This is a genomic window from Neisseria subflava, assembly GCF_024205705.1.
In the GTDB taxonomy this organism is placed as follows: Bacteria; Pseudomonadota; Gammaproteobacteria; order Burkholderiales; family Neisseriaceae; genus Neisseria; species Neisseria subflava_D.
This window is the reverse complement of record NZ_CP073115.1, coordinates 1,560,979-1,584,884: the sequence shown is the minus strand read 5'-3', so window position 1 is coordinate 1,584,884 and position 23,906 is coordinate 1,560,979. Positions and strand designations below refer to the sequence as shown.

The 23,906-nt window shown below is 49.6% G+C and carries 16 protein-coding genes, 1 tRNA gene and 2 pseudogenes; 9 read left to right on the top strand and 10 right to left on the bottom strand.

Annotation, left to right across the window (positions count from 1 at the left end; genetic code table 11):
- Nucleotides 1-7 precede the first annotated feature (7 nt).
- The 6 genes from KCG54_RS07675 to KCG54_RS07650 form a co-directional block, all read right to left on the bottom strand.
- Complete coding sequence (locus tag KCG54_RS07675; protein ID WP_254323856.1) at nt 8-454, bottom strand: GatB/YqeY domain-containing protein; 447 nt, start codon at nt 452-454, stop codon at nt 8-10.
- Between the two features lie 102 nt (nt 455-556).
- A complete protein-coding gene (rpsU, locus tag KCG54_RS07670; RefSeq protein ID WP_003680926.1) occupies nt 557-769 on the bottom strand; it encodes a 30S ribosomal protein S21 in 213 nt (70 codons plus the stop codon).
- Nucleotides 770-1,046: 277 nt separating this feature from the next.
- On the bottom strand, nt 1,047-2,894 hold the full coding sequence (locus tag KCG54_RS07665; RefSeq protein ID WP_254323855.1) for a lytic transglycosylase domain-containing protein: 1,848 nt from the start codon (nt 2,892-2,894) through the stop codon (nt 1,047-1,049).
- A 178-nt stretch (nt 2,895-3,072) separates the two neighbouring features.
- Nucleotides 3,073-3,540 (bottom strand): FxsA family protein, encoded by a 468-nt coding sequence (locus tag KCG54_RS07660; protein ID WP_254323854.1) that lies wholly within the window; start codon nt 3,538-3,540, stop codon nt 3,073-3,075.
- A gap of 179 nt (nt 3,541-3,719) precedes the next feature.
- On the bottom strand, nt 3,720-5,234 hold the full coding sequence (locus tag KCG54_RS07655) for a polyamine aminopropyltransferase (RefSeq protein WP_254323853.1): 1,515 nt from the start codon (nt 5,232-5,234) through the stop codon (nt 3,720-3,722).
- Nucleotides 5,235-5,361: 127 nt separating this feature from the next.
- Complete coding sequence (locus KCG54_RS07650; RefSeq protein ID WP_254323852.1) at nt 5,362-6,432, bottom strand: porin; 1,071 nt, start codon at nt 6,430-6,432, stop codon at nt 5,362-5,364.
- 325 nt (nt 6,433-6,757) lie between these two features.
- Here KCG54_RS07650 and KCG54_RS07645 point away from each other — a divergent pair, with 325 nt between their 5' ends.
- From KCG54_RS07645 to KCG54_RS07625, 5 genes and pseudogenes are all read left to right on the top strand, one after another.
- Nucleotides 6,758-8,377 (top strand): ABC transporter substrate-binding protein, encoded by a 1,620-nt coding sequence (locus tag KCG54_RS07645; RefSeq protein WP_254323851.1) that lies wholly within the window; start codon nt 6,758-6,760, stop codon nt 8,375-8,377.
- A 75-nt stretch (nt 8,378-8,452) separates the two neighbouring features.
- Nucleotides 8,453-10,249 carry an aminopeptidase P family protein gene (locus tag KCG54_RS07640; protein ID WP_070607823.1) on the top strand — a complete coding sequence of 599 codons (1,797 nt, stop codon included), beginning with the start codon at nt 8,453-8,455 and terminating at the stop codon, nt 10,247-10,249.
- A gap of 232 nt (nt 10,250-10,481) precedes the next feature.
- Nucleotides 10,482-11,401: pseudogene (gene oppB / locus KCG54_RS07635) on the top strand (oligopeptide ABC transporter permease OppB).
- A 72-nt stretch (nt 11,402-11,473) separates the two neighbouring features.
- Nucleotides 11,474-12,382, top strand: a complete 909-nt coding sequence (oppC, locus tag KCG54_RS07630) for an oligopeptide ABC transporter permease OppC (protein ID WP_003683112.1) — start codon at nt 11,474-11,476, stop codon at nt 12,380-12,382.
- Nucleotides 12,383-12,406: 24 nt separating this feature from the next.
- The gene (locus KCG54_RS07625; RefSeq protein ID WP_254323850.1) at nt 12,407-14,011 is read left to right on the top strand and encodes an ABC transporter ATP-binding protein; all 1,605 of its coding nucleotides are present in this window, start codon (nt 12,407-12,409) and stop codon (nt 14,009-14,011) included.
- 145 nt (nt 14,012-14,156) lie between these two features.
- Here KCG54_RS07625 and KCG54_RS07620 read toward each other — a convergent pair.
- Together KCG54_RS07620 and yaaA are read right to left on the bottom strand one after the other, a co-directional pair.
- A tRNA-Ser gene (locus tag KCG54_RS07620) sits at nt 14,157-14,247 on the bottom strand.
- A gap of 79 nt (nt 14,248-14,326) precedes the next feature.
- Nucleotides 14,327-15,106, bottom strand: coding sequence for a peroxide stress protein YaaA (yaaA, locus tag KCG54_RS07615; RefSeq protein WP_254323849.1), 780 nt, complete (start codon nt 15,104-15,106; stop codon nt 14,327-14,329).
- Nucleotides 15,107-15,276: 170 nt separating this feature from the next.
- Here yaaA and KCG54_RS07610 point away from each other — a divergent pair, with 170 nt between their 5' ends.
- Together KCG54_RS07610 and KCG54_RS07605 are read left to right on the top strand one after the other, a co-directional pair.
- Nucleotides 15,277-15,666: a RidA family protein gene (locus KCG54_RS07610; protein WP_003746001.1), complete on the top strand. Its 390-nt coding sequence runs from the start codon at nt 15,277-15,279 to the stop codon at nt 15,664-15,666.
- A gap of 70 nt (nt 15,667-15,736) precedes the next feature.
- Nucleotides 15,737-16,566, top strand: a pseudogene (locus KCG54_RS07605) (symmetrical bis(5'-nucleosyl)-tetraphosphatase).
- A 53-nt stretch (nt 16,567-16,619) separates the two neighbouring features.
- Here the strand turns inward: KCG54_RS07605 and KCG54_RS07600 are convergent.
- Entirely contained in the window at nt 16,620-17,993 is a 1,374-nt protein-coding gene (locus tag KCG54_RS07600) for an FAD-binding oxidoreductase (RefSeq protein ID WP_254323848.1), read from the bottom strand.
- 96 nt (nt 17,994-18,089) lie between these two features.
- Nucleotides 18,090-18,344 carry a hypothetical protein gene (locus tag KCG54_RS07595; RefSeq protein ID WP_254323847.1) on the bottom strand — a complete coding sequence of 85 codons (255 nt, stop codon included), beginning with the start codon at nt 18,342-18,344 and terminating at the stop codon, nt 18,090-18,092.
- A gap of 509 nt (nt 18,345-18,853) precedes the next feature.
- On the opposite strand from KCG54_RS07595, the gene KCG54_RS07590 reads away from it, so the two are divergent.
- On the top strand, nt 18,854-19,336 hold the full coding sequence (locus tag KCG54_RS07590; protein WP_003683125.1) for an FKBP-type peptidyl-prolyl cis-trans isomerase: 483 nt from the start codon (nt 18,854-18,856) through the stop codon (nt 19,334-19,336).
- A gap of 217 nt (nt 19,337-19,553) precedes the next feature.
- A complete protein-coding gene (glgB, locus tag KCG54_RS07585; protein WP_254323846.1) occupies nt 19,554-23,840 on the top strand; it encodes a 1,4-alpha-glucan branching protein GlgB in 4,287 nt (1,428 codons plus the stop codon).
- Nucleotides 23,841-23,906: the final 66 nt, after the last annotated feature.

Here is a 23,906-nt window from a genome sequence, read left to right as displayed (position 1 = left end):
TTGATGATTAAGCAGTCAATGCGGCTTTCAAAACCTTGTTGACTTCGCCCATGTCGGCTTTTCCGGCCAGACGGGTTTTCAGTACACCCATGACTTTGCCCATATCTGCCATGCCTGATGCACCGGTTTCTGCAATGACTGCTTCAACGACAGTCTTGATTTCTTCTGCGGACATCATTTGCGGCAGGTAGCGGTTGAGGATTTCGATTTCCGCGTTTTCTTTGTCAGCCAAATCTTGACGGCCGGCTTCGGTATAAATTTTGGCGCTGTCTTTGCGCTGTTTTACCATTTTGGTCAGGATAGAGATGACTTTTGCGTCATCGGCTTCGGTGCGCTCATCTACTTCAAATTGTTTGATGGCGGCATTAATCAGGCGGATGGTGCTTAAAGAGACTTGGTCTTTGGCACGCATGGCGGTTTTCATGTCTTCGGTTAATTGTATTTTTAGGCTCATAATGTTCTCACTTTATATCAATAAAAAGATGCCGTCTGAAAAACAAAACACACCGCAAAGCTGCCCTTGCGGTGTGTCGTTTATCACAGGGCAGGCCTGTAATTAGTACATTTTAGGAGGCAGTTGTTGGCTGCGCAGACGTTTTTGCAGACGTTTGGCTGCTGCAGCTTTTTTGCGTTTGCGTTCGGTAGTTGGTTTTTCGTACGCTTCACGGGCGCGCAACTCGGTCAACAGACCGGTTTTTTCTACGGCACGTTTGAAACGACGCATGGCAACTTCAAATGGTTCATTCTCTTTAACACGAATAGCAGGCATTTTATTTCCTTTAAATTTTGTTCAATCAAACCGTTTTAAGAAATAGAGGACGGTTTGTCATAATGGGGTAGTTGTTGTATCGCTGGTTTGCCTAAGGCAGGGCGGGATACGCGCCGTGATGTAAACATCACCTCCTAACAAGTCGGCTTTTGCCGTGCAAGTGACCTTTTCGATCGAAAACAATCGGGCGATTATCTTATAAACCCGATGGTCTGTCAAGGTTGCAGGCCGTCTGAACGTTTGATTCTGTCTCACTTTTCAGACGGCCTATCGGGTATTAATAACGGCCGGGAACCGTACCCATACGTTGTTTCAACGAAGTTTGCGGTTCGTTGAACAATGACGCGTAATAAGTCGCGTTGGTCATGACTTTTTTCACGTAGTCGCGAGTTTCGGTGAATGGGATGGTCTCGGCGTAAATAGCTCCTTCCAAAGGTGCAGAAGCCTGCCAGTTGCGGGCGCGGCCTGGGCCGGCATTGTAGCCTGCGGTGGCCATCACTTCGTTATTTTGCAGGCGGCGTTTGGCATCTGCCATGTACCAAGTACCCATGCGGATGTTGCCGTCCATGGTGTAGAGTTCGCTGCTGCTCATGCCGATTTTGCCGGCGATTTCGCGGGCGGTCGCAGGCATGACCTGCATCAGGCCTTGTGCGCCGACGCTGGATTGCGCGCCCATGACAAAGCGGCTCTCTTGGCGAATCAAACCGTAAACCCATGCAGGGTCAACGCCTGCCTGTGCGGCATAGCGGACGGTCAGGTCTTTAAACGGAGAGAGGTAGCGCAGTTTGTAGTTGAGTTTGTGGTCGGTACGGTCGGCGCTGTTGATTGCCATGTCGTAGAACTGGTTGTCAAAAGCGACTTGTGCGGCAGTCAGCAGGTTGTCTTCATTGAAGTCGCGGGTGGCAAAACGCCATTCTGCCTGTGCCTGACGGCGCATTTTGGAATCGCCGTTGTTTTGGCTGTTTTTAAACAGAACCAATGCGCGTTTGATGGCGCCGTCTTCGTTCATGCGGCGAACGTCTCTGGCATCGGCATCGGAAATGTTGTTGCGCGTATTGATGCGGCGGCCCAGTTCTTCACCTGCCATTACGGCGTAGAAATTGCGGCCAGAAGTGGCGGCTTTTTCATACATTTCTTTGGCTTGGCCGCTTTTGCCTTGTGCGGCAAAGCTGCGGCCCAGCCAATATTGCCATGTCGGGTCTTTTTGCAGTTTTTCAGGCATATGCTGAATCACGCTTGCCAATTCGTCCCAACGTTGCAGGCGCAAGGCGGCGCGTGCGTACCATTCCAATTGTTCGTCGGTCAATTGCTTGCGGTCGGAAACGCGGCCGTAGTAGCTCAAAGCAGTCGGCATGTTTTGGCTTTGAGCATGGTAGTGGCCCAATACGCCCCATGCGAAGCTGCGTTGTTCGCGGCTGAGGCCGGATTCCATGTCGGACAGGGTGGCGGCGGCAGAAGCAGACTTGCGTGCATCTTTGCCGATCACGCTCAACAGGCTGTATTCGGTCGCACCTTGCGCACCACCTTCAAACGGGCTGCCCAATGCGGCGGCGAGGTTGCGTGCATCCGTGGTTTGGCTGTTGCTCAACAAGCCGCGTACGCGACGCCATGCGTCGTTGGTGTTCAGACGGCCTGAAGCTGCCGCGCTTTCAACCAAGCGGGTACAGCTGGCAGGCAGTTTGCCTGTAACGCGAACCAGCTCGGCGGCTTTGCTGTAATTGCCGCTGCTCAAATCGGCATAACATTGCACTTCTTGTGCGACGCCGGCGGCGTTCAATTTACTGAATTCTTGACGGAACAAATCCCATTGGCCGCGCGCGCCCAAGGTTTTCAGCCATTCGTTGCGGACGTTTTCAGCCATTGCGCTGTCGCTGGCTTGGGATAAAAATTGTTGTACCCAAGCATCGTCGCCGCGTTTGGCGGCATCGATGGCGCTTTGGTATTGGCTGTAATCGGACAGGACTTTGGATTCGCTGTCGGCGCGGCGTGAAGGAATAGAAGTAGATTTAGGCTGAACGACGGTTTCGGTTTTCGAAACAGTCGGTGTGTTTTGGGTGGCGCACGCCGATAAAACAGCGGCGGTAATCAAGCTGAGGGAGAGAGGGAAAAGACGTTGAACGTTCATTGGATACCGTGTCGTTTTTAGAATCAAAACAGTTGCTTATTTTAAATGATTTATGCGGAATAACCGAATTACAAACCGATATTTACATTTTCAAAGCCCGGAAATGACTAAGGCCGTCTGAAATATGAAACACTTTTGAGGTTTTCTTAATTCAGACGGCCTGTTATGAAGGCAGTCGTCAATCGGGTTTGTGTTCGATATAGTCTTGCGGTTTCTCGGCTTTGCCGGTGCGCGTAACCGTATATTCGCCTTCGATAATGTCTTCATCATCTTTGGCGGAGCTGTAAGTCTGGCGGTTTTGGAAAGACTGCGCAGAAGAAACGGCCGCATTGCCTTTAAACGGAATCAGCAAGAGCAGGGCAACGGCGGTTGAAATAAAACCGGGACTGAGCAGGAAAACCGCGGCGGCGGTATAGCGAATCGGCCACAGCATCTGATAGAGGGAAATGTTTTGGCCGCTGCGGACGGCTGCGCCTGCGAGCAAAAGACCGGAAATGCCGGTATGGCGCAGCATAAAGATACCGCTGATAAAGCTGACGGCCATCACAAACAGCGTCCAGCCGCCGCCTATCCAGTCGGCAACCCAGACGATGGACATGATTTCCAAAAAGATTAAAACCAAAAAACCGATTCCAAAATACTGCATAAGTGTTTGTTCCTTCATTCAACGGATAGTGTCGATTGTGTTCTATCTAGATAAAGATAAACCTTATTTTTTCAAGAAAATGCTGTGTGAAAAAGGGTAAACGGGCGATGAGGCCGTCTGAACGAAGATAAGAACGGAGATAAAAAGAAGGTAGATGTTTCAGATGGCCTTTAGATATTTTATCGCATCACATTGTTCCAATCGCTTTCAAAATAACTGACGAGAATTTGGTTGTTCAAATAATTTGCTTCAACCTTACGCCTTGCCATATCGGGCGGAAAGCGGAACATTTCGGCGACGGTCTGGGCATTGAGATAACGGGTGGGTACGTCGAATTTTTGCGGAATGGGGAAGTTTTGGTCAAACCCTGCCAACACAAATCCCCATTCGCCAAATGAGGGGACGTAAACATGATAGGGAGCGGTATTCAACTTGGCCGCTTCGAGGGTGGCAACGACCGACCAGTAGGCATTGGGTGCGAAATAAGGCGAAGTCGATTGCACAACAATCTTGCCCTGCGGCTCAAGATGGCGGGCAACGAGGCGGTACATGGGGACGGAGTAAAGTTTACCAAGCGAGAAATTGGACGGGTCGGGTAGGTCGATGATGATAACGTCGAATTTTTCAGACGATCTTTCCAGCCATTTAGAGGCATCGTCGTTGACGACGTGCATTTTGGGATGGGATAGCGAGCCTTGGTTGAGGGCGCTTAAGGTGGCGGAGGTTCTAAAAGTGGCGGTCATGTCGGGGTCGAGATCGACCAAAGTAACATTTTTGACCTGCGGATATTTCAAGACTTCGCGTGCCGCCAATCCATCGCCGCCGCCAAGAATCAGGACGCGTTCGGCATTGGGAACCATCTGCATGGCAGGCAGGACGAGTGCTTCATGATAACGGGCTTCATCGCGTGAGGAGAATTGCAGGTTGCCGTTGATGTAGAGGCGGGTGTCGTCTTTCCAGCGGGTCACGACCAACCGTTGGTAGGGTGAATGGCTTTGATAGACGACGGGATCGCCGAAATAGCTTTGTTCGGCTTTAAAGGAAATACGGTCGGCGTAGGCGAAGGTGATGGCGAGGATGGACAAAACAATCAGCGCACGCAGGCGGATGGCGCGGTAACGGGGCAGTTCGGCTTTGAAGACGCGCGCGGTCAGATAGGCGACGGCGGCGTTGAAGATGCCAAACAACAAGGCGGAACGCGCCATGCCGAGTTTGGGGGCGAGTAGAAGCGGAAATAATAACGAGACGGCAAGTGCGCCCAAGTAGTCGAAGGTCAATACTTTGGAAACGAGTTCTTTAAATTCCGCACCTTTTTGGTTTAACACGCGCATAACCAAAGGGATTTCCATGCCGACAACCATGCCGACAATCAGTACAAAAGCGTAGAGCAGGGTGCGGAACGGGGCGGCGGATAAACCGAAGGCCACAAATAATGCCAGCGCAGAAATACCGCCGATGATGCCGACCAGAAGCTCGATTTCGATAAAGCGGTGCAACACGTCTTTATCTTTGATATATTGGGTCAGGTGGGCGCCGATACCCATTGAAAACAGATAAAGCCCGATGACGGAGGAAAACTGCAAAATACTGTCGCCCAAAAGATAGCTTGCGAGCGCGGCGATGATGAGCTCGTAAGCGAGGCCGCAACTGGCGACGATAAAAACGGAGATGATGAGGGTGCGGTGGGCGTTCATGATGACGTTTTTGTGGCTTGAGTATGGGCAATGTAATGATTTTTAAGGTGGGCTGCAAGTTTAATTATAGGATGTAGAAAAGGCCGTCTGAACAAATTGTTTCAGACGGCCTTTAATCTGTCAGGCATTAATAGCGGTGTTTGAATACCATGCCCACGGCGTAAGAAGATTTTTTCGGCAAATCTTCTTCGTATTTCGGATTGACGTTTTCTTTCAACCAGCCGGCGCCGAGTGTGGCGGTTGTCCGTTTGGAGAAGCTGTAATCGGTGCTGACGGCGACGTGTTTGTAGTCTTCGCCGACAGAGCTTTTACCGTAGGCAAAGCCGATTTGAGGTTTGAAATTGCCCACTTTGTATGAGCCGGACACCATAAATTCTTTGGTGTTATTGATTTCTTTGTCGTAAGAACCGGCTACGTTGCCTGCCGCATCTTTCCATACGCCCCAGCAGCTGAAGCCGTCGCAAGTATTTTTGGCGTATTGGAACGCGGCATCGACGGAGATTTTGTCTTTGCTGTATCCGGCCATGAATGCATGGGCTTGGAAGTCTTTGGTTTCGGTTGGAGAGTCGTTGGGTGCGTATTCGGCAGCGTAGTGGGCGTTAAAGCCGTTGTTTGGGTGGTAGTAGTCCACGCCCCAGCCGAAGACCCAGTCGCCGTCACGTTTTTTGTCCGGATTCCAGTCATTGTTGTTGCGCGCGGCATTGGAACCGGGGGAAACGTTGAATTTGAATTGGAAACCGTTTTTCCAAGGCGACTCATAAGCCATGGAAACACGGCGTTGGCCGAAGCGGGAAATTTTGCCGAATTCTAAAATTGGGCTGTTGGTGTCGAACGGGTTCAGATAAATGCTGTTCATAGGCGTACTGATGTAACCCATTTTGACGGTGCCAAGGTTTTTGTAGCTGTTGAGCGCGACGTATGAGTCGGCAGTACCCCAGCCGCCCCAGCGGTCGGAATCGAAGTAAATAAAGGAGCCAAGTTGCCATTTCAACCATAAGTCGTTGTTGAGTCGTACTTCATCGGAGAGATAAAGACTGGAACTTTTATCGGAAATGGTTGTATTGGTGACGCCGGTTTTATTGTTGTGTTCGACCTCGGTCATGATGTAGATGGTACCGCTCATTTTAGGTTCGGCGTGGGCGAAGCTTATGGAAGAACCGATGAGGGTAGTGGCAACAAAACAAGATAACTTGTTCATTTTGTTCTCCTTTTATGTCTTTTCTTAATTGGGGACGGGAAATTCGGATAATCTTATTTGACAAATTATAAAAAATCAATACATTTGTAACTTATCGTAGGATAAATTGAAAAATAGTTTTCAGTTACGTTTTTTTGTGTTAATTTGCCGACAATCTTAGACGGCTATTATTATTTCGATGGAATATGTGGTTTAAAACACTATTTTCATGGTTTGAAATAGATGATTTAACTATGCTGGAAAACTTCTAAATAAATGTAGTTGAGTGTAGTTTGAATAATCAGGCCGTCTGAAAAAGAAGAATACCCAAAAGAAGGAATGAAATATGGCCGGAAAAACCTATCCGCTGTTGGCTGCATCATTGGCTGCCGTATTCGCATTGTCGGCGTGCAGCCGCGATGTTAAGCCTGCTCCTGAGTTTAAACGTACCGATTATGAGCGCGTGGTGGTCAGCAACGGCGTTGAGCCGGGTACGCTGGATCCTCAAATGAGTGGCGATATGGCGGCCGGTGCGATTATCCGTCAGTTGATGGATGGTTTGGTCGGTACGGATGCCGAAGGTAAAACCATTCCTGCTTTGGCGGAAAAATGGGAGAGCGAGGGTGAGCGTGTTTGGACCTTCCATCTGCGTGATGCCAAATGGAGCAACGGCGATCCGATTACTGCCGAAGATTTCGTGTACAGCTTCCGCCGTCTTGCCGATTCGGCCACCGGCGCACCTTTCGGCAGCTATTTGGTCGATGCCCAAGTGGAAAATGCGGAAGATATATTAAACGGCAAAGCCAAGCCTGAGACATTGGGCGTCAAGGCATTGGACGCGAAGACCCTGCAATTTACGCTGATTGCGCCCGTACCTTATTTTCCCGATATGCTGATTCAGCAATTCACATTTCCGGTTCACCGCGCCACTGTTGAAAAATACGGCAACAAGTGGACGCAGCCCGGTCATTACGTTTCCAGTGGCGCTTATCTGTTAACGGATTGGAAAGTCAACAGCCACATCAATATGGAACGCAATCCCAATTATTACGATAAAGACAAAGTGGCCATTCCGAAGGCGGTTTTCTTGTCAGGCAGCGGCGAGTACAACCGTTATCGCGCCAATGAAATTGATGTGACTTACGGCATTCCTAGTGATCAGGTCAAAGTGGCGGATATTGAGTTTCCGGGCCAAGTAAGACGCACGACTTCTTTGTGCAGCTGGTATTTGGAGCCGAACCACGAAGCGGCGCCGTTTAACGATCCGCGCGTCCGTAAGGCACTCAATATGCTGACGCGCCGCGACATCGTCGTCAAAGTGGGCGGCCGCGGCGATACGCCTGCGTTCCAATTGACGCCGCCGCAAATGCAGGGCGTGATTCCTGTTTATCCGGAGTGGAAAGAGTGGACACCTGAAAAACGCATCGAAACCGCACGCAAACTGTTGAACGAAGCAGGCTACAACGATGATCATCCGCTTGAGTTCGATATTTTGTACAGCACCAGCGAAGCGTCTAAAAAACAAATTACTGCCGTGCAGTCGGTGTGGAAAGCCGCCATTCCGTTTATCCGTCCGACTTTGTCCAACGAGGAATGGAAAACTTATTTGGATACGCGCGCGCAAGGCAATTTCAAGGTTTCGTTCAGCGGCTGGTGTTCTGATTTTAACGATCCGGCGGGCATGCTCAATATCTTGAAATCCAACAACTCAAACAATGCATTCCGCTACAAAAGCGCGGCGTTTGACACATTTATGAACAATACGCTGAAAGATGGCGTCAGCAAGGAAGCGCGCAGCCAGCTCTATGCCGATGCGGAGAAGCAGCTTCAAGAAGACGCTGCACTGATTCCGCTGTATCATCAGGTTGAAGTGCGTATGGTCAAACCCGATGTTATCGGCTATTCCGACAAAGATCCTTTGCGGAACTACACGGTCAAGAGCTGGTCGTTCGCACCGAAAAAATAGATTGATTATAGACAGCACAAGTTTTCAGACGGCTTTGATGACAGAGGCCGTCTGAAACAACAGGAGACATAACACATGAAATCTGTACAACAACGTTTGTCCGCTTTACGCGAAGCCATGAAAAAACATGGCGTGGACGCGTTTGTCATTCCTTCCGCCGATCCACACCTTTCCGAATATCTGCCCGAGCATTGGCAGGCGCGCCGCGATTTTTCCGGCTTTACCGGTTCGGCCGGCACTTTGGTGGTAACCGCCGATAAAGCAGGCGTGTGGACGGACAGCCGCTATTGGGAGCAGGCCGGCCAACAGCTTGCACCAAACGGCATCGAGCTGCAAAAAATGGGTGTTGATGCGCCTTATACCGAGTGGTTGGCACAAAATCTGCCCGAGGGTGCAGTCGTCGGAGCGCCTGCCGATATGTTCGCACTCAGCGGCGAGCGCGGTTTGAAACAGGCACTTGCCGCCAAAAACATCCGCCTCGAATATCCTGAAACCTTGTTGGACGAAGTGTGGGACGACCGTCCTGCATTGCCGACTCCGGAAATCTACGTTCACCATCCCGACTACGTTTCCGAAACTGCGGCCGAAAAACTGGCCCGTATCCGTGCGGCCATGAAAGAGCAGGGCGCAGATGCACATTTGGTTTCTTCTTTGGACGACATCGCTTGGATTACCAATCTGCGCGGCGATGATGTGCCGTTCAACCCCGTGTTCTTGTCCCATCTGTTTATCAGCCAAGACAAAGCCGTATTGTTTACCGATGCAGGCCGTCTGAAAGCCGAATCTGCCGAAGCCTTGAAAGCGGCAGGTTTTGAAGTGTTGCCTTATGCGCAAGCGGCGGACTATTTGGCAGGCGTTAACGGCGCATTGCTGATTGATCCGAACAAAACCGCCGTCGGCACTTTGCGCCGCCTGCCTGAAGACGTCCGTTTGATTGAAGCCATCCACCCAAGCACATTCTTCAAATCGGTTAAATCCGATGCCGACATCGCCCATATCCGCAATACCATGGCGGAAGACGGCGCGGCATTGTGCGGCTTCTTTGCCGAGTTTGAACAAATCTTGGCAGACGGTGGCGAATTGAGCGAACTGGACATCGACGGCATGCTCTATAAACACCGCAGCCAACGTCCCGGCTTTATTTCGCCAAGTTTCGACACCATCGCCGGCTACAATGCCAATGCCGCCTTGCCTCATTACAGCGCGACACCGGAAAATAACAGCAAAATTAAAGGCGACGGTATGCTGTTGATTGACTCCGGCGGCCAATACTGGGGCGGCACGACCGACATCACGCGCGTGGTGCCTGTCGGCAATCCGAGTGCGGCCATGATGCGCGATTACACTTTGGTGTTGAAAGCGCATATTTCTCTGGCGGAAACCATTTTCCCTGAAAACATCAAAGGCCCGATGATTGATGCCATCTGCCGTAAATCGCTCTGGCAGGCGCAATGTGATTACGGTCACGGTACCGGTCATGGCGTGGGCTATTTCCTCAATGTGCATGAAGGCCCACAAAGCATTGCCGTTGCCGCCGTACCGCAACCGCATCACGCGATGAAATCAGGCATGCTGACTTCCAACGAGCCGGGTCTTTACCGTCCGGGCAAGTGGGGTATCCGTATCGAAAGCCTGGTAATCAATCGTCCAGTTGAAAACCCAGAGGAAACCGAGTTCGGCAAATTCCTGTATTTTGAAACCGTTACCCTCTGCCCAATCGATACGCGCCTGATCGATACCAAACTGATGACCGGTAGCGAAATCGAATGGCTGAACCAATATCACGCCGAAGTGCGCCGCCGTCTTGAGCCTTTGACAGAAGGCGCGGCCAAAGCATGGCTGATTGAACGCACCGAACCTTTGGCGCGTTAACGTGAAAGGCCGTCTGAAACGGCGGATACAAAGTTTCAGACGGCCTTATAACAACAATTATCTAAGAACTAAAAAACCTTACCCGACTCCGAATAAAAACAATAACCCGGTCGGAATAGAGAGAGAAACCGGCGCGGCGACGTTAAAGATGCCTGCTGCCATTCATCCGATTTCCGCTTCAGGTCAGCTTTGTTTTCACGAGTCCGGTATGTTCAGACAGGACAGCCTGATTATGTTGAAATTCATCATCAAACGGATATGTGCTTCCATCCCGACCATGCTGGTGTTGATTACCGTATCGTTTTTTCTGATGCGGCTCGCACCGGGCAGCCCGTTCACAGGCGAACGCAATCTGCCGCCTGCGGTCATGGCCAACATCGAAGCTAAATACCACCTCAATGATCCGATGTACCTCCAATATTTCCACTACCTCAAGCAGTTGGCGCAGGGGACTTGGGGCCATCGTTCAAATATAAAGATTTCAGCGTTAATGAGTTGCTTGCCCAATCCCTGCCGGTATCGGCAGAACTTGGCTTCTACGCCTTTTTAATCGCCGCCATCTTCGGCATGTTTATCGGCATTATCGCCGCCTTAAAACAAAACAGCTGGCTGGATTATGCGCTGATGAGCGGTGCGATGACTGGTATCGTCGTTCCCAGCTTTGTGATGGCGCCGGTATTGGTGCTGGTGTTTGCCGTCAGACTGCAATGGCTGCCTGCAGGCGGCTGGAACGATGGCGCACTGATGAACTTAATTTTACCCGTCGTTACCTTGTCCATCGGTTATGTATCCAGTATCGCGCGGATTACGCGCGGCGCGATGATCGAAGTATTGAACAGCCCCTTTATCCGCACGGCACGCGCCAAAGGCCTGCCCATGAGCCGCATCATCCTGCGCCATGCGCTGCGTCCTGCCATGCTGCCGATTGTTTCTTTCTTAGGCCCGGCATTCGTCGGCATCATCACCGGCTCCATTGTGATTGAAAACGTGTTCGGTATTCCCGGTGTCGGACAATTGTTTGTCAACGGCGCGCTCAACCGCGACTATGGCATGATTTTGGGTTTGACGATTCTGGTCGGCATTATGACCATTTTGTTCAATGCCATCCTCGATATTCTGTATGCCATTATTGACCCGAAAATCCGTTATTAATCCCATTTGCGCAAAGGCCGTCTGAAACGTTCAGACGGCCTGAAGAAAGAATAAAAAGCGAGAGAGAACATTATGTTATTCAAAAAGAAGCAGACTCAGGCCCTCGCAGAGGCAGCAGAATACGCCCAAGTACACGGCAAAAGCCTGTGGAGTGACGCATGGCGGCGTTTTAAACAGAATAAAGCGGCGGTGTACAGCATTATCATCCTGTTGCTGATCAGTATTTTTGTGATTGTGGCGCCATGGATTGTCCGCTACACCTACGACTTTACCGACTGGGACAATATGCAGATTCCGCCTTCCTTTTCTACCCATCACTATCTGGGTACGGATTTGCTCGGCCGCGATTTGCTGTCGCGTGCGGCAACCGGCGGACGTATTTCCTTGCTGGTCGGTGTGGCCGGCGCATTAGTGGCGGTTGTCATCGGTACGCTTTATGGCGCGATTGCCGGCTTTATCGGCGGTAAGCTCGATTCGTTGATGATGCGCTTTTTGGAAATTTTGAACGCGTTTCCGTTTATGTTTTTTGTGATTCTGCTGACTACGTTCTTCGGCCGCAACCTGCTTTTGATTTTTGCCGCCGTGGGTTTGGTGTCTTGGCTGGACGTGGCGCGTATCGTGCGCGGTCAAACCTTGAGCTTGAAGCATAAAGAGTTTGTCGAAGCGGCGCGTGTGAGCGGCGTGGCGAAACGTAAAATCGTGACGCGCCACATTATTCCGAATGTTTTGGGCGTGGTGATGGTGTATGCCTCTTTGCTGGTACCGGGCATGATTATGTTTGAATCCTTCTTGAGCTTCTTGGGCTTGGGTGTGCAAGAGCCGATGACCAGTTGGGGTTCGATGCTGCAAGAAGGTGCGATTTCGATGGAAGCCGCACCATGGCAGCTGCTCGTGCCGAGTTTCTTCTTGGTAACCACTTTGTTCTGTTTCAACTTTATCGGTGACGGCCTGCGCGATGCGCTTGACCCGAAAGACCGCTAAACCGCAACCAAAAGGATAATCAAAATGACAAAACAGTTACTGGTTGTAGAAAATCTGGATATCGATTTTGAGCTGCATGAGAAAACCGTTCATGCTGTGCGTAATGTCAGCTTTAAAGTGGCAGAGGGCGAAACATTGGCTTTGGTCGGCGAATCCGGCTCGGGCAAGTCTGTAACATCTATGTCCGTTATGCGCCTGCTGCCTGAGAAATTTGCCCGATACAGCAAAGATTCGCGCATTACTTTTGACGGCATTTCCATTTTGGATGCCGATGAGAAAACCCTGCGTGATTTGCGCGGCAACCGCATCAGCGTGATTTTCCAAGAGCCGATGACCTCGCTCAATCCGTTTATGCGTATCGGTGCGCAGCTGATTGAAGCGGCGCGTGTGCACAATAAAAAGCTCGGCAAAAAAGAGGCAGGACAAAAAGCATTGGCATTGTTGGAACGTGTGGGCATCAAAGAAGCCGAACGCCGTATGAAGCAGTATCCGCACGAGTTTTCCGGCGGTCAGCTGCAACGCATTATGATTGCTATGGCGCTCATTAATGAACCTGACCTGTTGATTGCCGATGAGCCGACTACGGCTTTGGATGTGACCATTCAAGCCGAGATTCTCGATTTGCTCCACGATTTGCAACAGCAAATGGGCATGGCGATTATCTTCATTACCCACGATTTGGGTTTGGCGGAACACTATTCCAAAACCGTCTGCGTCATGCGCAACGGTGAAATTGTCGAGCGCGGCAAAATCAAAGAAGTATTTGCCCATCCGAAGCACGAATATACTGCCGAACTCATCAATGCCATTCCCAAAGGCATGAAAGAGCCGGAAGAAAACAACGCCGGTGTGTTAATCGATGCCGATCATGTCAATGTTTCTTTCGTATTGAAGCAAAACTTTTTCGGCAAACCGCTCAAAACCTTTGACGCCGTTAAAGGCATCAGCCTCAAAATTAAAGAAGGCGAAACATTGGGCGTCGTCGGCGAGTCCGGTTCCGGCAAATCCACGCTGGGCAAAGCCGTCATGCAGATGCTGCCTTATACCGGCCATATTTCTTTTGAAGGCAAAGACCTGAAAAACTATACCGCCGAAGAAGCACGCCGTCTGAAATCGCAACGGCAAATTGTGTTCCAAGATCCGTTCGGTTCGCTTTCCCCACGCCTGACCGTTGGCGAAATTATTGGCGAAGGTTTGACGGTTCATCATCCTGAAATGACCAAAAAAGAACGTATCCAGCGTGTTTTGGAAGTCATGAAGGAAGTGTCCCTGCCGCTTGACGCGCTCAACCGTTATCCGCATGAATTCTCCGGCGGCCAGCGTCAGCGTATCGCCATTGCACGCGCCGTTATCCTGCGCCCGAAATTCATCCTTTTGGACGAGCCGACCTCTGCGCTTGACCGCTCCGTACAATCCAAAGTGGTCGAACTTTTGCGCGATTTGCAGAAGAAATACGGTCTGACTTATATGTTCATCAGTCATGATTTGTCTGTCGTACGCGCTGTCAGCGATAATGTGATTGTGATGAAGCAGGGCGAAATGGTTGAGTACGGCAGCGCGGATCAGATTTTCCACCATCCGCAAAACGACTACACCAAACGTTTGATTAACGCCGCATTTGATTTGTAGAAAAGGAAAAAGCCGTCTGAAAAGAAGTTTTCAGACGGCTTTTTGTTTATCGATAATGTTGACCCGTCAACATAAACTTAAATTTCAAAAGGACAAAAATAAAAAAAGACTTGAATCAATCAAGTCTTTATATCCTTATCAAGAATGGCGGAAGCGGTGAGATTCGAACTCACGGAGGGCTATCAACCCTCGACGGTTTTCAAGACCGTTGCATTAAACCGCTCTGCCACGCTTCCGTTCTTGAAGCCGTAATACTAATGGAACTTACGGCCTTTGCCAAGAGGTATTTTAGAAAAAATATCTAGGATTCTGTTTTTATTTAGATTGTTCTTTACGCATGAATACCCATTCGGCTTCGTTTGAAGCTGCCTCATTGAATGAATAGCCTTCGTAGTCGAAATTTTTGAGCATTTCAGGCTCGGTAATGCTGTGTTCTGCCGCGTAGCGCACCATCAAACCGCGCGCACGTTTGGCGTAGAAGCTGATGATTTTGTATTTGCCGTTTTTCTCGTCTTTAAAAATCGGTGTAATCAGGCGTGCGTTGAGTTTTTTGGTGTTGACGGATTTGAAATATTCTTGTGAGGCGAGGTTGATTAAGACATCGCTGTCGGCCTGCTTCAGCGTTTGGTTGAGCAGGTCGGTGATTTTATCGCCCCAAAATTCGTAGAGGTTTTTGCCGCGCGAGTTGGCAAAGGCCGTGCCCATTTCCAAGCGGTAGGGCTGCATCAAGTCGAGCGGGCGCAGTACGCCGTATAAGCCGGAGAGCAGGCGGACGTGTTGTTGCAGGTAGTCGATTTGCTCCGGTTTGAGCGTATCGGCGGCGATGCCTTCGTAGACGTCGCCGTTGAACATAAATACGGCCTGTTTGGCGTTTTCAGGAGTAAACGGCGTGTGCCATACGGCATTGCGTTCGGCGTTGAGCAGGGCGATTTTGTCGGAAACATGCATCAGCTCGGCGATTTGTTGAGGGGCAAGCTGGCGCAACTCCTGCATCAGGATTTCTGCTTCGGGCAGAAGGTCGGGCAGGGTAAAGCTGTTGACGGGGGAGGGGTCTTTTTCGTTGAGGTTTTTGGCTGGGGATAAGACAAAAAACATAATAATTTCGGCTTTGAAATGAATAATGTGTGGGATTGTAGGTTTAAAATCGGGGAAGAACAAGATGGGCTAAACGCATTAATTGAATGCTTTTATTGAAACGTATTTCTGTTGAAAGTAAAATTCGAAGCTTCCACCTGATTCTGACATTTCTATTTGAGGAGAATATCATGTCTAAAACCATTATCCATACCGACAAAGCCCCTGCCGCGATTGGCGCATACAGCCAAGCAGTCCGCGCAGGCGATACGGTTTATATGAGCGGTCAGATTCCTTTGGATCCGGCTACGATGACTGTGGTCGGCAATGGCGACTTCCGCGCCGAAGCAGTGCAAGTATTTAAAAACCTGCAAGCCGTAGCCGAAGCGGCCGGCGGTTCTTTGAACGATATCGTCAAACTCAATGCTTATTTGACTGATTTGGCCAACTTTGCCGTGTTCAATGAAGTGATGGCTGAATTTATCGAACAACCTTTCCCTGCACGTGCGGCGGTTGGCGTGGCCAGCCTGCCTAAAGGCGTTCAGGTTGAAGCAGAGGCAGTATTGGTTTTAAACGCATAATTGATGTTTTCAGACGGCCTGGGCTGGGCTTGAGGCCGTCTGAAAATAATAACAACGGAAAACAATAATAATGGCACATTACGCAATCGGAGACATTCAAGGCTGTTTTGACGAGCTGACTTTGTTGCTTGCCAAAATCGGCTTTAATCATGGTACGGATACCCTTTGGCTGGTCGGCGATATTGTCAATCGCGGCCCGAAGTCATTGGAAACCCTGAAATTTGCCAAAGAGCATGACAGCAGCGTGCAAATGGTTTTGGGCAATCATGATTTGCATCTTTTGGCAGTCGGTTGCGGTGAAGGAACGCTCAAGCGCAGCGATACGGTTGAGCCGATTTTGACCCATCCCGATAGTCATGCCATGCTTGACTGGCTGCGTCATCAGCCGCTGTTGGTGCGCGGCGACAGGCATGTGATGGTGCATGCCGGCATTTTGCCGCAATGGTCGGTTGATAAAGCCGAAAGCCTTGCTCGTGAAGCTGAGGATGAATTGCAAGGTAAAAAGTACAGGAAATTTTTTGGCAAAATGTACGGCAACAAGCCGACCGAGTGGACAGACGATTTGACAGGCTATGAGCGTCTACGCATGATTATCAACGTCTTTACCCGTATGCGTGCGCTGACGTACAAAGGCGAATTGGATTACGAATATAAATCCACTTTGAAAAAAATGCCGCTTTACCTGCGCCCTTGGTTTAAAGCGCCTGATAGACAAAATTTGGATTATATTACCGTGTTTGGGCATTGGTCGTCATTGGGCTACGTTAATACCGATCAGGTTATCGCTTTGGATACTGGCGCGTTGTGGGCGGAGAGCTGACGGCGGTTAATTTGGATACCAATGAAGTGATACAGGTACCGTCGTTGGGCGGATTGGATTGGAAAACGGCATTGAAATAGTTTGGATAAGATAAAAGGCCGTCTGAAATGTTTCAGACGGCCTTTTGTATTGGTTAATCCAAAGAAGGCAGGAGTTTGTCCGGATTCATAATGCCATAAGGGTCAAGCTGATTTTTGATGGCATGCATCAGAACGAGTTCGGCCTGTGTACGTACGCGGGGCAGCCAATGTTTTTTGATGATGCCTACGCCGTGTTCTGCGGCAATCGTACCGTGGCAGGCAAGGATGTTTTCATAAACAATGGTATTGACGGCGTCTTCGTATTGGTAAGCTTCGTTGCTCAATACGTTGGGCAGGAATGTATTGTAATGCAGGCTGCCGTCACCTAAATGTCCGAAGCAAACAATTTGTATGCCGGGAAAGCGGGTTTCCAAGGCAGGGGCGCATTGGCGGACAAAGGCGGCCACTTGGGCGATAGGGACGGCGATATCGTGTTTGATGCTGGTGCCGAGTTTGCGTTGGGAAGCAGAAATATTTTCACGCAAGGTCCATAAGTCGGAGCGCTCTTGCTCGGATTGCGCCAAGATACTGTTTTCCCACCCGTTTTGATAGAGAAATTCGGCAAGTTTTTCATCCATTCCGGCATCGGGAACGGAATCTGCAAGTTCAATCAAAATATGCCATTCCGCGTCGGCAGGCTTTTTGAGTTGGCTGAATTCCGAGGATAAATCGAGGGCAAAGCGGCTGATCAGCTCGAAGCTGGTCAAGCGTTCGGCAAAATGGCCTTGTACCGCAATTAAAAGCGAGACGGCGGATTCAATATCGTCTAAACCTACCCATGCGGTCGCTTTGGTTTTGGGCTGGGCAAAGAGTTTGAGTGTGGCGGCGGTAATGATGCCCAATGTTCCTTCGCTGCCGATAAAAAGATGGCGCAAGTCGTAGCCGGTCGTGTTTTTGTGCAGGGGCTGAAGGTGGGAAACCAGTTCGCCGTTTGGTAAAACGACTTCCAAACCCAATACCAAATCACGCATGCTGCCGTAACGCAAGACATTCAAACCGCCGGCATTACAGGCGATATTGCCGCCGATTTGGCAAGAGCCTTCGCTGGCAAGGCTGAGCGGAAACAGTCGTCCGGCTTCGGCTGCCGCCTTTTGAGCATTTTGCAAAATCACGCCAGCTTCAACCGTCATGCTGTTGTCGGCAAGGTTGATATCGCGGATGCGGTTGAGCTTGGAGAGGTTGAGCAGTACGCCTTCGGTGGTTACCGTTGCGCCGCATAATCCTGTATTGCCGCCTTGCGGGGTGACGCGGATGCGATTTTCAAAACAGAAACGCATGATTTTCTGCACGCTCTCGACAGAGTTCGGCTGTAAGACAATATCCGGCGAAGAAACAAAGCGGCGGCGTTGGTCGTTTAACAAGGCCGGAGTGGCTTCGATGATTTCAGAAGCGGAAAGAAACTCAGCAAAACGGTCGTGAAGGTGCATAGCAGTCAGGCGGAAAAGTTGGGAAGGGGAGTGTGAGGAATGTAAAAAAGCAGGATACGCAATGGTATCCTGCTTTTCTTAATATTCAAAAGAATATTATTTAGCAGCTTCAGAAGCAGCAGAAGCTGCGGCTTCAGTAGCAGATGCAGCGGCTTCAGTAGCTTCGGTAGCAGCAGAAGCGGTAGCTTCAGTAGCAGATGCAGCAGCTTCAGTAGCAGATGCAGCAGCTTCAGTAGCAGAAGCAGCGGCTTCGGAAGCAGCAGAAGCAGCAGTTTCAGCAGCTTTATCAGCACCGCCACAAGCGGCCAAAGCTAAAGACAACAAAGCAGCAGCGAACAGAGATTTTTTCATTTTTAAGAACCTTTTTTAAATCGATTTAAACTAAAAATAGCCGTCAAACGGCCTGTACAGTAGAAATTCATTACTGAATTTTTTAATATTATGCCCCACGGGATAGGTCAATGCAACGTTGCGTAACCGTTTGTTGGCTAAAATCAATACGAAAATAGTGAAAATAATGTAAATCATATTGGTGCGCGAAAAATCATCTGAAAATATTCATTATTAATGAAGATTTTAAAAATACATTTTATTCAATGAGTTGTGTATTTTTATTTGTTATAGGTTTTAAGGGTTTGGAATGTTTTTGCGTTTAGGGAAATTTTTGTAATTTAGCAACTTTGTGTTGTGAAAAAGCAACTTTTATGGATTGGAATCATTCAATTTTGTTTTTTATATGGACTTTTTTGGTTTTGTTGTGTTTGCTAAAAGTATTTGTTTAAGGTAAACCGATTGTTTAGTTACAGCTGTGATAGAATAGCCTGAACTTGACTTTATAAATATTGATTAAGGACGACATGATGTCTATTGTTAAAAATTCCGTAGTTTCCCTGCATTATGAAATGTACGATGCAAACAACCAGTTGTTGGACAAAACCGAAGAGCCGATTGCTTACTTGCATGGCGGTTATGACGGTATTTTCCCTTTGGTGGAAGAAGCGTTGCACGGCAAAAATGTAGGCGATACCGTCGAAGTGGCTTTGTCGCCCGATGATGCTTTCGGCGAACAAGATCCTGAGCTGGTACGCATTGAAGATGTAAGTGTATTCCCTGTTGAAGTTGAAGTCGGCATGATGTTTGAAGCTGATGATCCGGAAACCGGTGATGTATTGATTTATCGTGTAACCGATGTTGCCGACGGTAAAGCCGTAGTGGATGGCAACCATCCTTTGGCCGGTATGAAAGTATTGTTCAAAGCGACCGTTGAAGGTGTACGCGATGCGACTGAGGAAGAAATTGCCCACGGTCACGTACATGGCCCGCACGGTCACCACCATCACTAATCAGGCTTAAAGCATGATAAAGGCCGTCTGAAAAGGAATGAAATTCTCCTTTTCAGACGGCCTTTAAGTTTTTGCAAGACAGATAAATAGGAAATTTTGGCGTAGGTCAAATCAAACAGGGAAATATGGATTTTGTTAGAGACTACAATGAATTACATGTAACGGTGCGACAAAATCTGTATTAAGATTCAGATATTGGTAAAACAGGCAGAATGTAATGAGTGAGACATTGGAGCAGCAGGCGCTACAGGCTGGTATTGATTTAGGCTACCACGACATCAACGGGACATATCATGCGACCAAACCTGAAGTTTTGGAATCGATCGTTGCTGTTTTGGATAAAAGCAAACCGGATTCAGACGGCCTTTATCTGAATACGATGGTTGCGCATGAAAACGGCGAAGAATCTTTACAGATGCCGTCTGAATTTCATGGCGCTGAAGCGGTCGTATTGATTGATGAGGCGAATGAGTGCCAGACTTTGACTTTATATCCGGGCGACAACGATACGCTTTGGATTAGGCTGCCCCAACTGGCTTGCGGTTATTACACTTTGTCGGCCGAGAGCGGCGGCAAATGTCGCCTTGTACGTCTGATTGTTGCACCTGAATCGGTTTACCAGCCCAAACTGCTTGCGAATGGCGGACGGATGAATGGTTTGACCATGCATTTGTACAGCCTGCGTTCCGAGCGCAACTGGGGCATAGGCGACTTTACCGATTTGCTGAACCTGATGAAATATGCGGCGGAGAAAAAGCTGGATTTTGTCGGTATCAACCCTTTGCACGCTTTGTTTACCAGCAAGCCCGCCTTTGCCAGCCCGTATAGCCCTTCTTCGCGCGAATGGCTCAATCCGATTTACTTGGATATAGAGAAAGTCGGCGCGTTTACTTATAACGAGCAACTGAAAAACTGGCTGGCGCAACCGAAAATTCGTCAGCGTATTGCCGCTTTACGTGTTACGGAAACGGTGACTTATACGGCGGTTTGGGCATGCAAGCGTGATGCGCTGCAAATGGCGTTTAATGCATTTGAACAAGATACTTGTGAAGCCGCGGAAAATGAGCGCGCTGCATTTGAATCGTTTGTGGTGGAAAAAGGCAAAGCCTTACAGGGATTCGGTTTGTTTGAGGCTTTGGACCAGTATTACAGCCGTCCCGGACAAGTGGGTTGGCAGTCATGGCCGTCTGAATTTCATCAGCCTGATGGCGAAGCGGTAGAAAAATTCGCGCGCAGCCATGAACGTGAAATCCGTTTTTATATGTGGCTGCAATGGCTTTGCGCGGAGCAATTGCGCGAAGTCAACCAAGCCGCTGCCGAATACGGTGCCAAACTCGGTATTTACGGCGATTTGGCGGTCGGCGTGGCGCGAGGCAGCTCGGATACTTGGTTAAACCGCCAAGATTATTGTATGGACGTATCGGTTGGGGCACCGCCCGATCCTTTAGGGCCGACAGGGCAGAATTGGGATTTGCCGCCGCTTAATCCGTTGATGTTGAAGCATACGGGCTATGAGAAGTTTGCCCATTTGTTGCGCGAAAACATGCGCCTGTATGGCGTATTGCGGATTGACCATGTGATGGCATTGTGTCGTTTGTGGTGGGTTTTAAACGATAAAACAGCAGATTTCGGCGCGTATGTGCATTACGATGCCGAAGTGATGTTTGCTATTTTGGCATTGGAAAGCCGGCGCAACCGTTGCGTCATTATCGGCGAGGATTTGGGTACGGTACCCGATCAAGCGCGTTATCTGCTCAACCGCTATCAAGTGTTCTCCTACAAAGTGATGTATTTCAGCAAGGGCTGGAACGGTTTTCAATTACCTGAAGAATACCCCGAGCAGGCGATTACGGTCATCAGTACCCACGATGTTGCGCCCTTGGCAGGTTATTGGATAGGCAAAGATTTGGATACGATGTTCAAACTCGGTACTTTACCTGATGCAGCCGCTTTTCAGACGGCCTTGGATGAACGCGAACACGATAAAGCCGATTTGCTGGATAAATTGAAATATACCGGCTGTCTGGGTGCAGACGTACAAATGCCGGCAAAAGCCGATGAAACCTTGCTGGCGGCTTTGCACAAATACGGCGCATTGAGCCGCAGCAAGCTTTACGCCGTACAATTGGAAAACCTGCTGGGCGTCATTGACAATCTGAATGTCCCGGGTGTAACCGAAGGCTATCCGAACTGGGCGCAAAAAATGCCGGTTTCTTTGGAAGATTTCCTACAACACCGCCTTATGGGCGGCCAACTTGCCATTATTGACGAGGTACGCATGAAAACAAACAGCCAAATCAAGGCTTATCATGAACTTGACCAAATCGAGCGCGATACGGTCGAAAGCCTGTTTCTTGCCACCCACAGCGACTTGTTCGCTTATCTGGGACGACACCGCCTTGCAGAGGGCGATGAAGTGGTGCGCGTTTTAATTCCCGGCGCAGTAAGCGTGGATATTGTGAACCGCCGCAGCGGCGAACTCATCGTGCCGTCTGAAAAAATTGATGAACGCGGTTTCTTTGTGGCTGTTTTGCCCGATGATGCGCCCGATTACGCTTTGAGTATCCGTTATACCGAAGACTCCGAGCCTGTGATTGAAGAAGACCCTTATCATTTCAGCTCTGCGTTGCAAGACATGGATTCCTGGCTGTTGGCCGAAGGTAAGCACCTACGTCCTTATGAGACTTTAGGCGCACATTTTGCCGAGTTGGACGGCGTGAAGGGCGTACGCTTTGCCGTATGGGCGCCAAATGCGCAACGCGTTTCTGTTATCGGCGAGTTCAACAACTGGGACGGCCGCCGCCATGTGATGCGTTTTCACCGCAACAACGGCATTTGGGACATCTTCATTCCTGCTGTCAAACTCAATGCCCTCTACAAATTTGAAATCCGCGATGCCAACGGCGATGTGCGCGAAAAAGCCGACCCGTATGCTTTTGGTGCGGAACTACGCCCGACCACGGCATCTATCGTGCGCGGTTTGCCTGACGAAGTCGAAGAACCGGCCTTCCGAGCCCGTGCCAACGCCATTGATGCACCGATCAGCATTTATGAAGTGCATTTGGGTTCGTGGAAACGCAATCCGGAAAACAATTTCTGGCTGACTTATGAAGAGTTGGCCAAAGAATTGGTGGCATACGTCAAAGACATGGACTTTACCCATATCGAGTTTTTGCCTGTTTCCGAATATCCGTTTGACGGCTCATGGGGCTATCAGGCGACCGGTTTGTATGCGCCGACCAGCCGTTTCGGTTCGCCGGAAGAATTGCGTGCATTGATTAAAGCCGCACACGACGAGGGTATCAGCGTTATCCTCGACTGGGTGGTCGGCCATTTCCCAACCGACGACCACGGCCTGGCCAAGTTTGACGGCACTGCGCTGTACGAACACGCCGATCCGCGCGAAGGATACCACCAAGACTGGAACACTTTGATTTACAACTTCGGCAGAAACGAAGTGAAAAACTTCCTGCAAGGCAACGCCCTGTATTGGATAGAGCGTTTTGGCTTTGACGGTATCCGCGTTGACGCGGTTGCTTCGATGATTTACCGCAACTACTCGCGTAAAGACGGCGAGTGGATTCCGAACCAATACGGCGGCCATGAAAACCTTGAAGCCATCGCTTTCCTGCGCGATACCAATACCATGTTGAAAGAGGAAGTTCCGGCTGCGACTGAAATCGCCGAAGAATCTACTTCGTTCGCCAATGTGACCCGCCAAGAAGGTTTGAACTTCAGTTTCAAATGGAATATGGGCTGGATGAATGATACTTTGCGTTACATGATGGAAGACCCCATCAACCGCAAATATCACCACAACAAAATGACTTTCGGTATGATGTACCAGTACAGTGAAAACTTCGTCCTGCCGCTTTCACACGATGAAGTTGTGCACGGCAAACGTTCGTTACTCGGACGTATGCCCGGTGACTGCTGGCAACAATTTGCCAACCTGCGTGCCTACTACGGCTTTATGTATGGCTTCCCCGGCAAAAAACTCTTGTTTATGGGCAATGAGTTTGCACAAGGTCGCGAGTGGAACTACAACGAAGGATTGGATTGGTTCCTGCTGGAGCAAGAGGGCGGCTGGCACAAAGGCGTACAAGACTTTGTGCGCGAGTTGAACCATGTCTATAAAGACACTGCGCCACTTTACCAATTGGACCAATGGCCTGAAGGCTTTGAGTGGCTGGTTGCCGATGATGGCGACAATTCCGTATTCGTCTTCGAACGTCGAGACCGTGAAGGCAACCGCGTTATCGTGATCAGCAACTTCACGCCAGTAGTACGCGAAGGCTACCGCTTCGGTGTGAATTCTGCCGGCGAATACCGCGAAATCCTCAATTCAGACGACCTGCATTACAAAGGCAGCGGCGTTTCTGCCGGCGCAACGGTGGAGACAGATGAAGTTTGGTCGCATGGCAAGCCAAATTCCCTGTCTGTGACCGTACCGCCGTTGGCAACCGTGTACCTGTATCAGGCGGCAGTCAAAGAAGAAGCGTAAATCAACTTTGAGGGTGGGCATCATGCCTGCCCAATCAGCTGAAAATTAAAAGATAGTGATATCAAT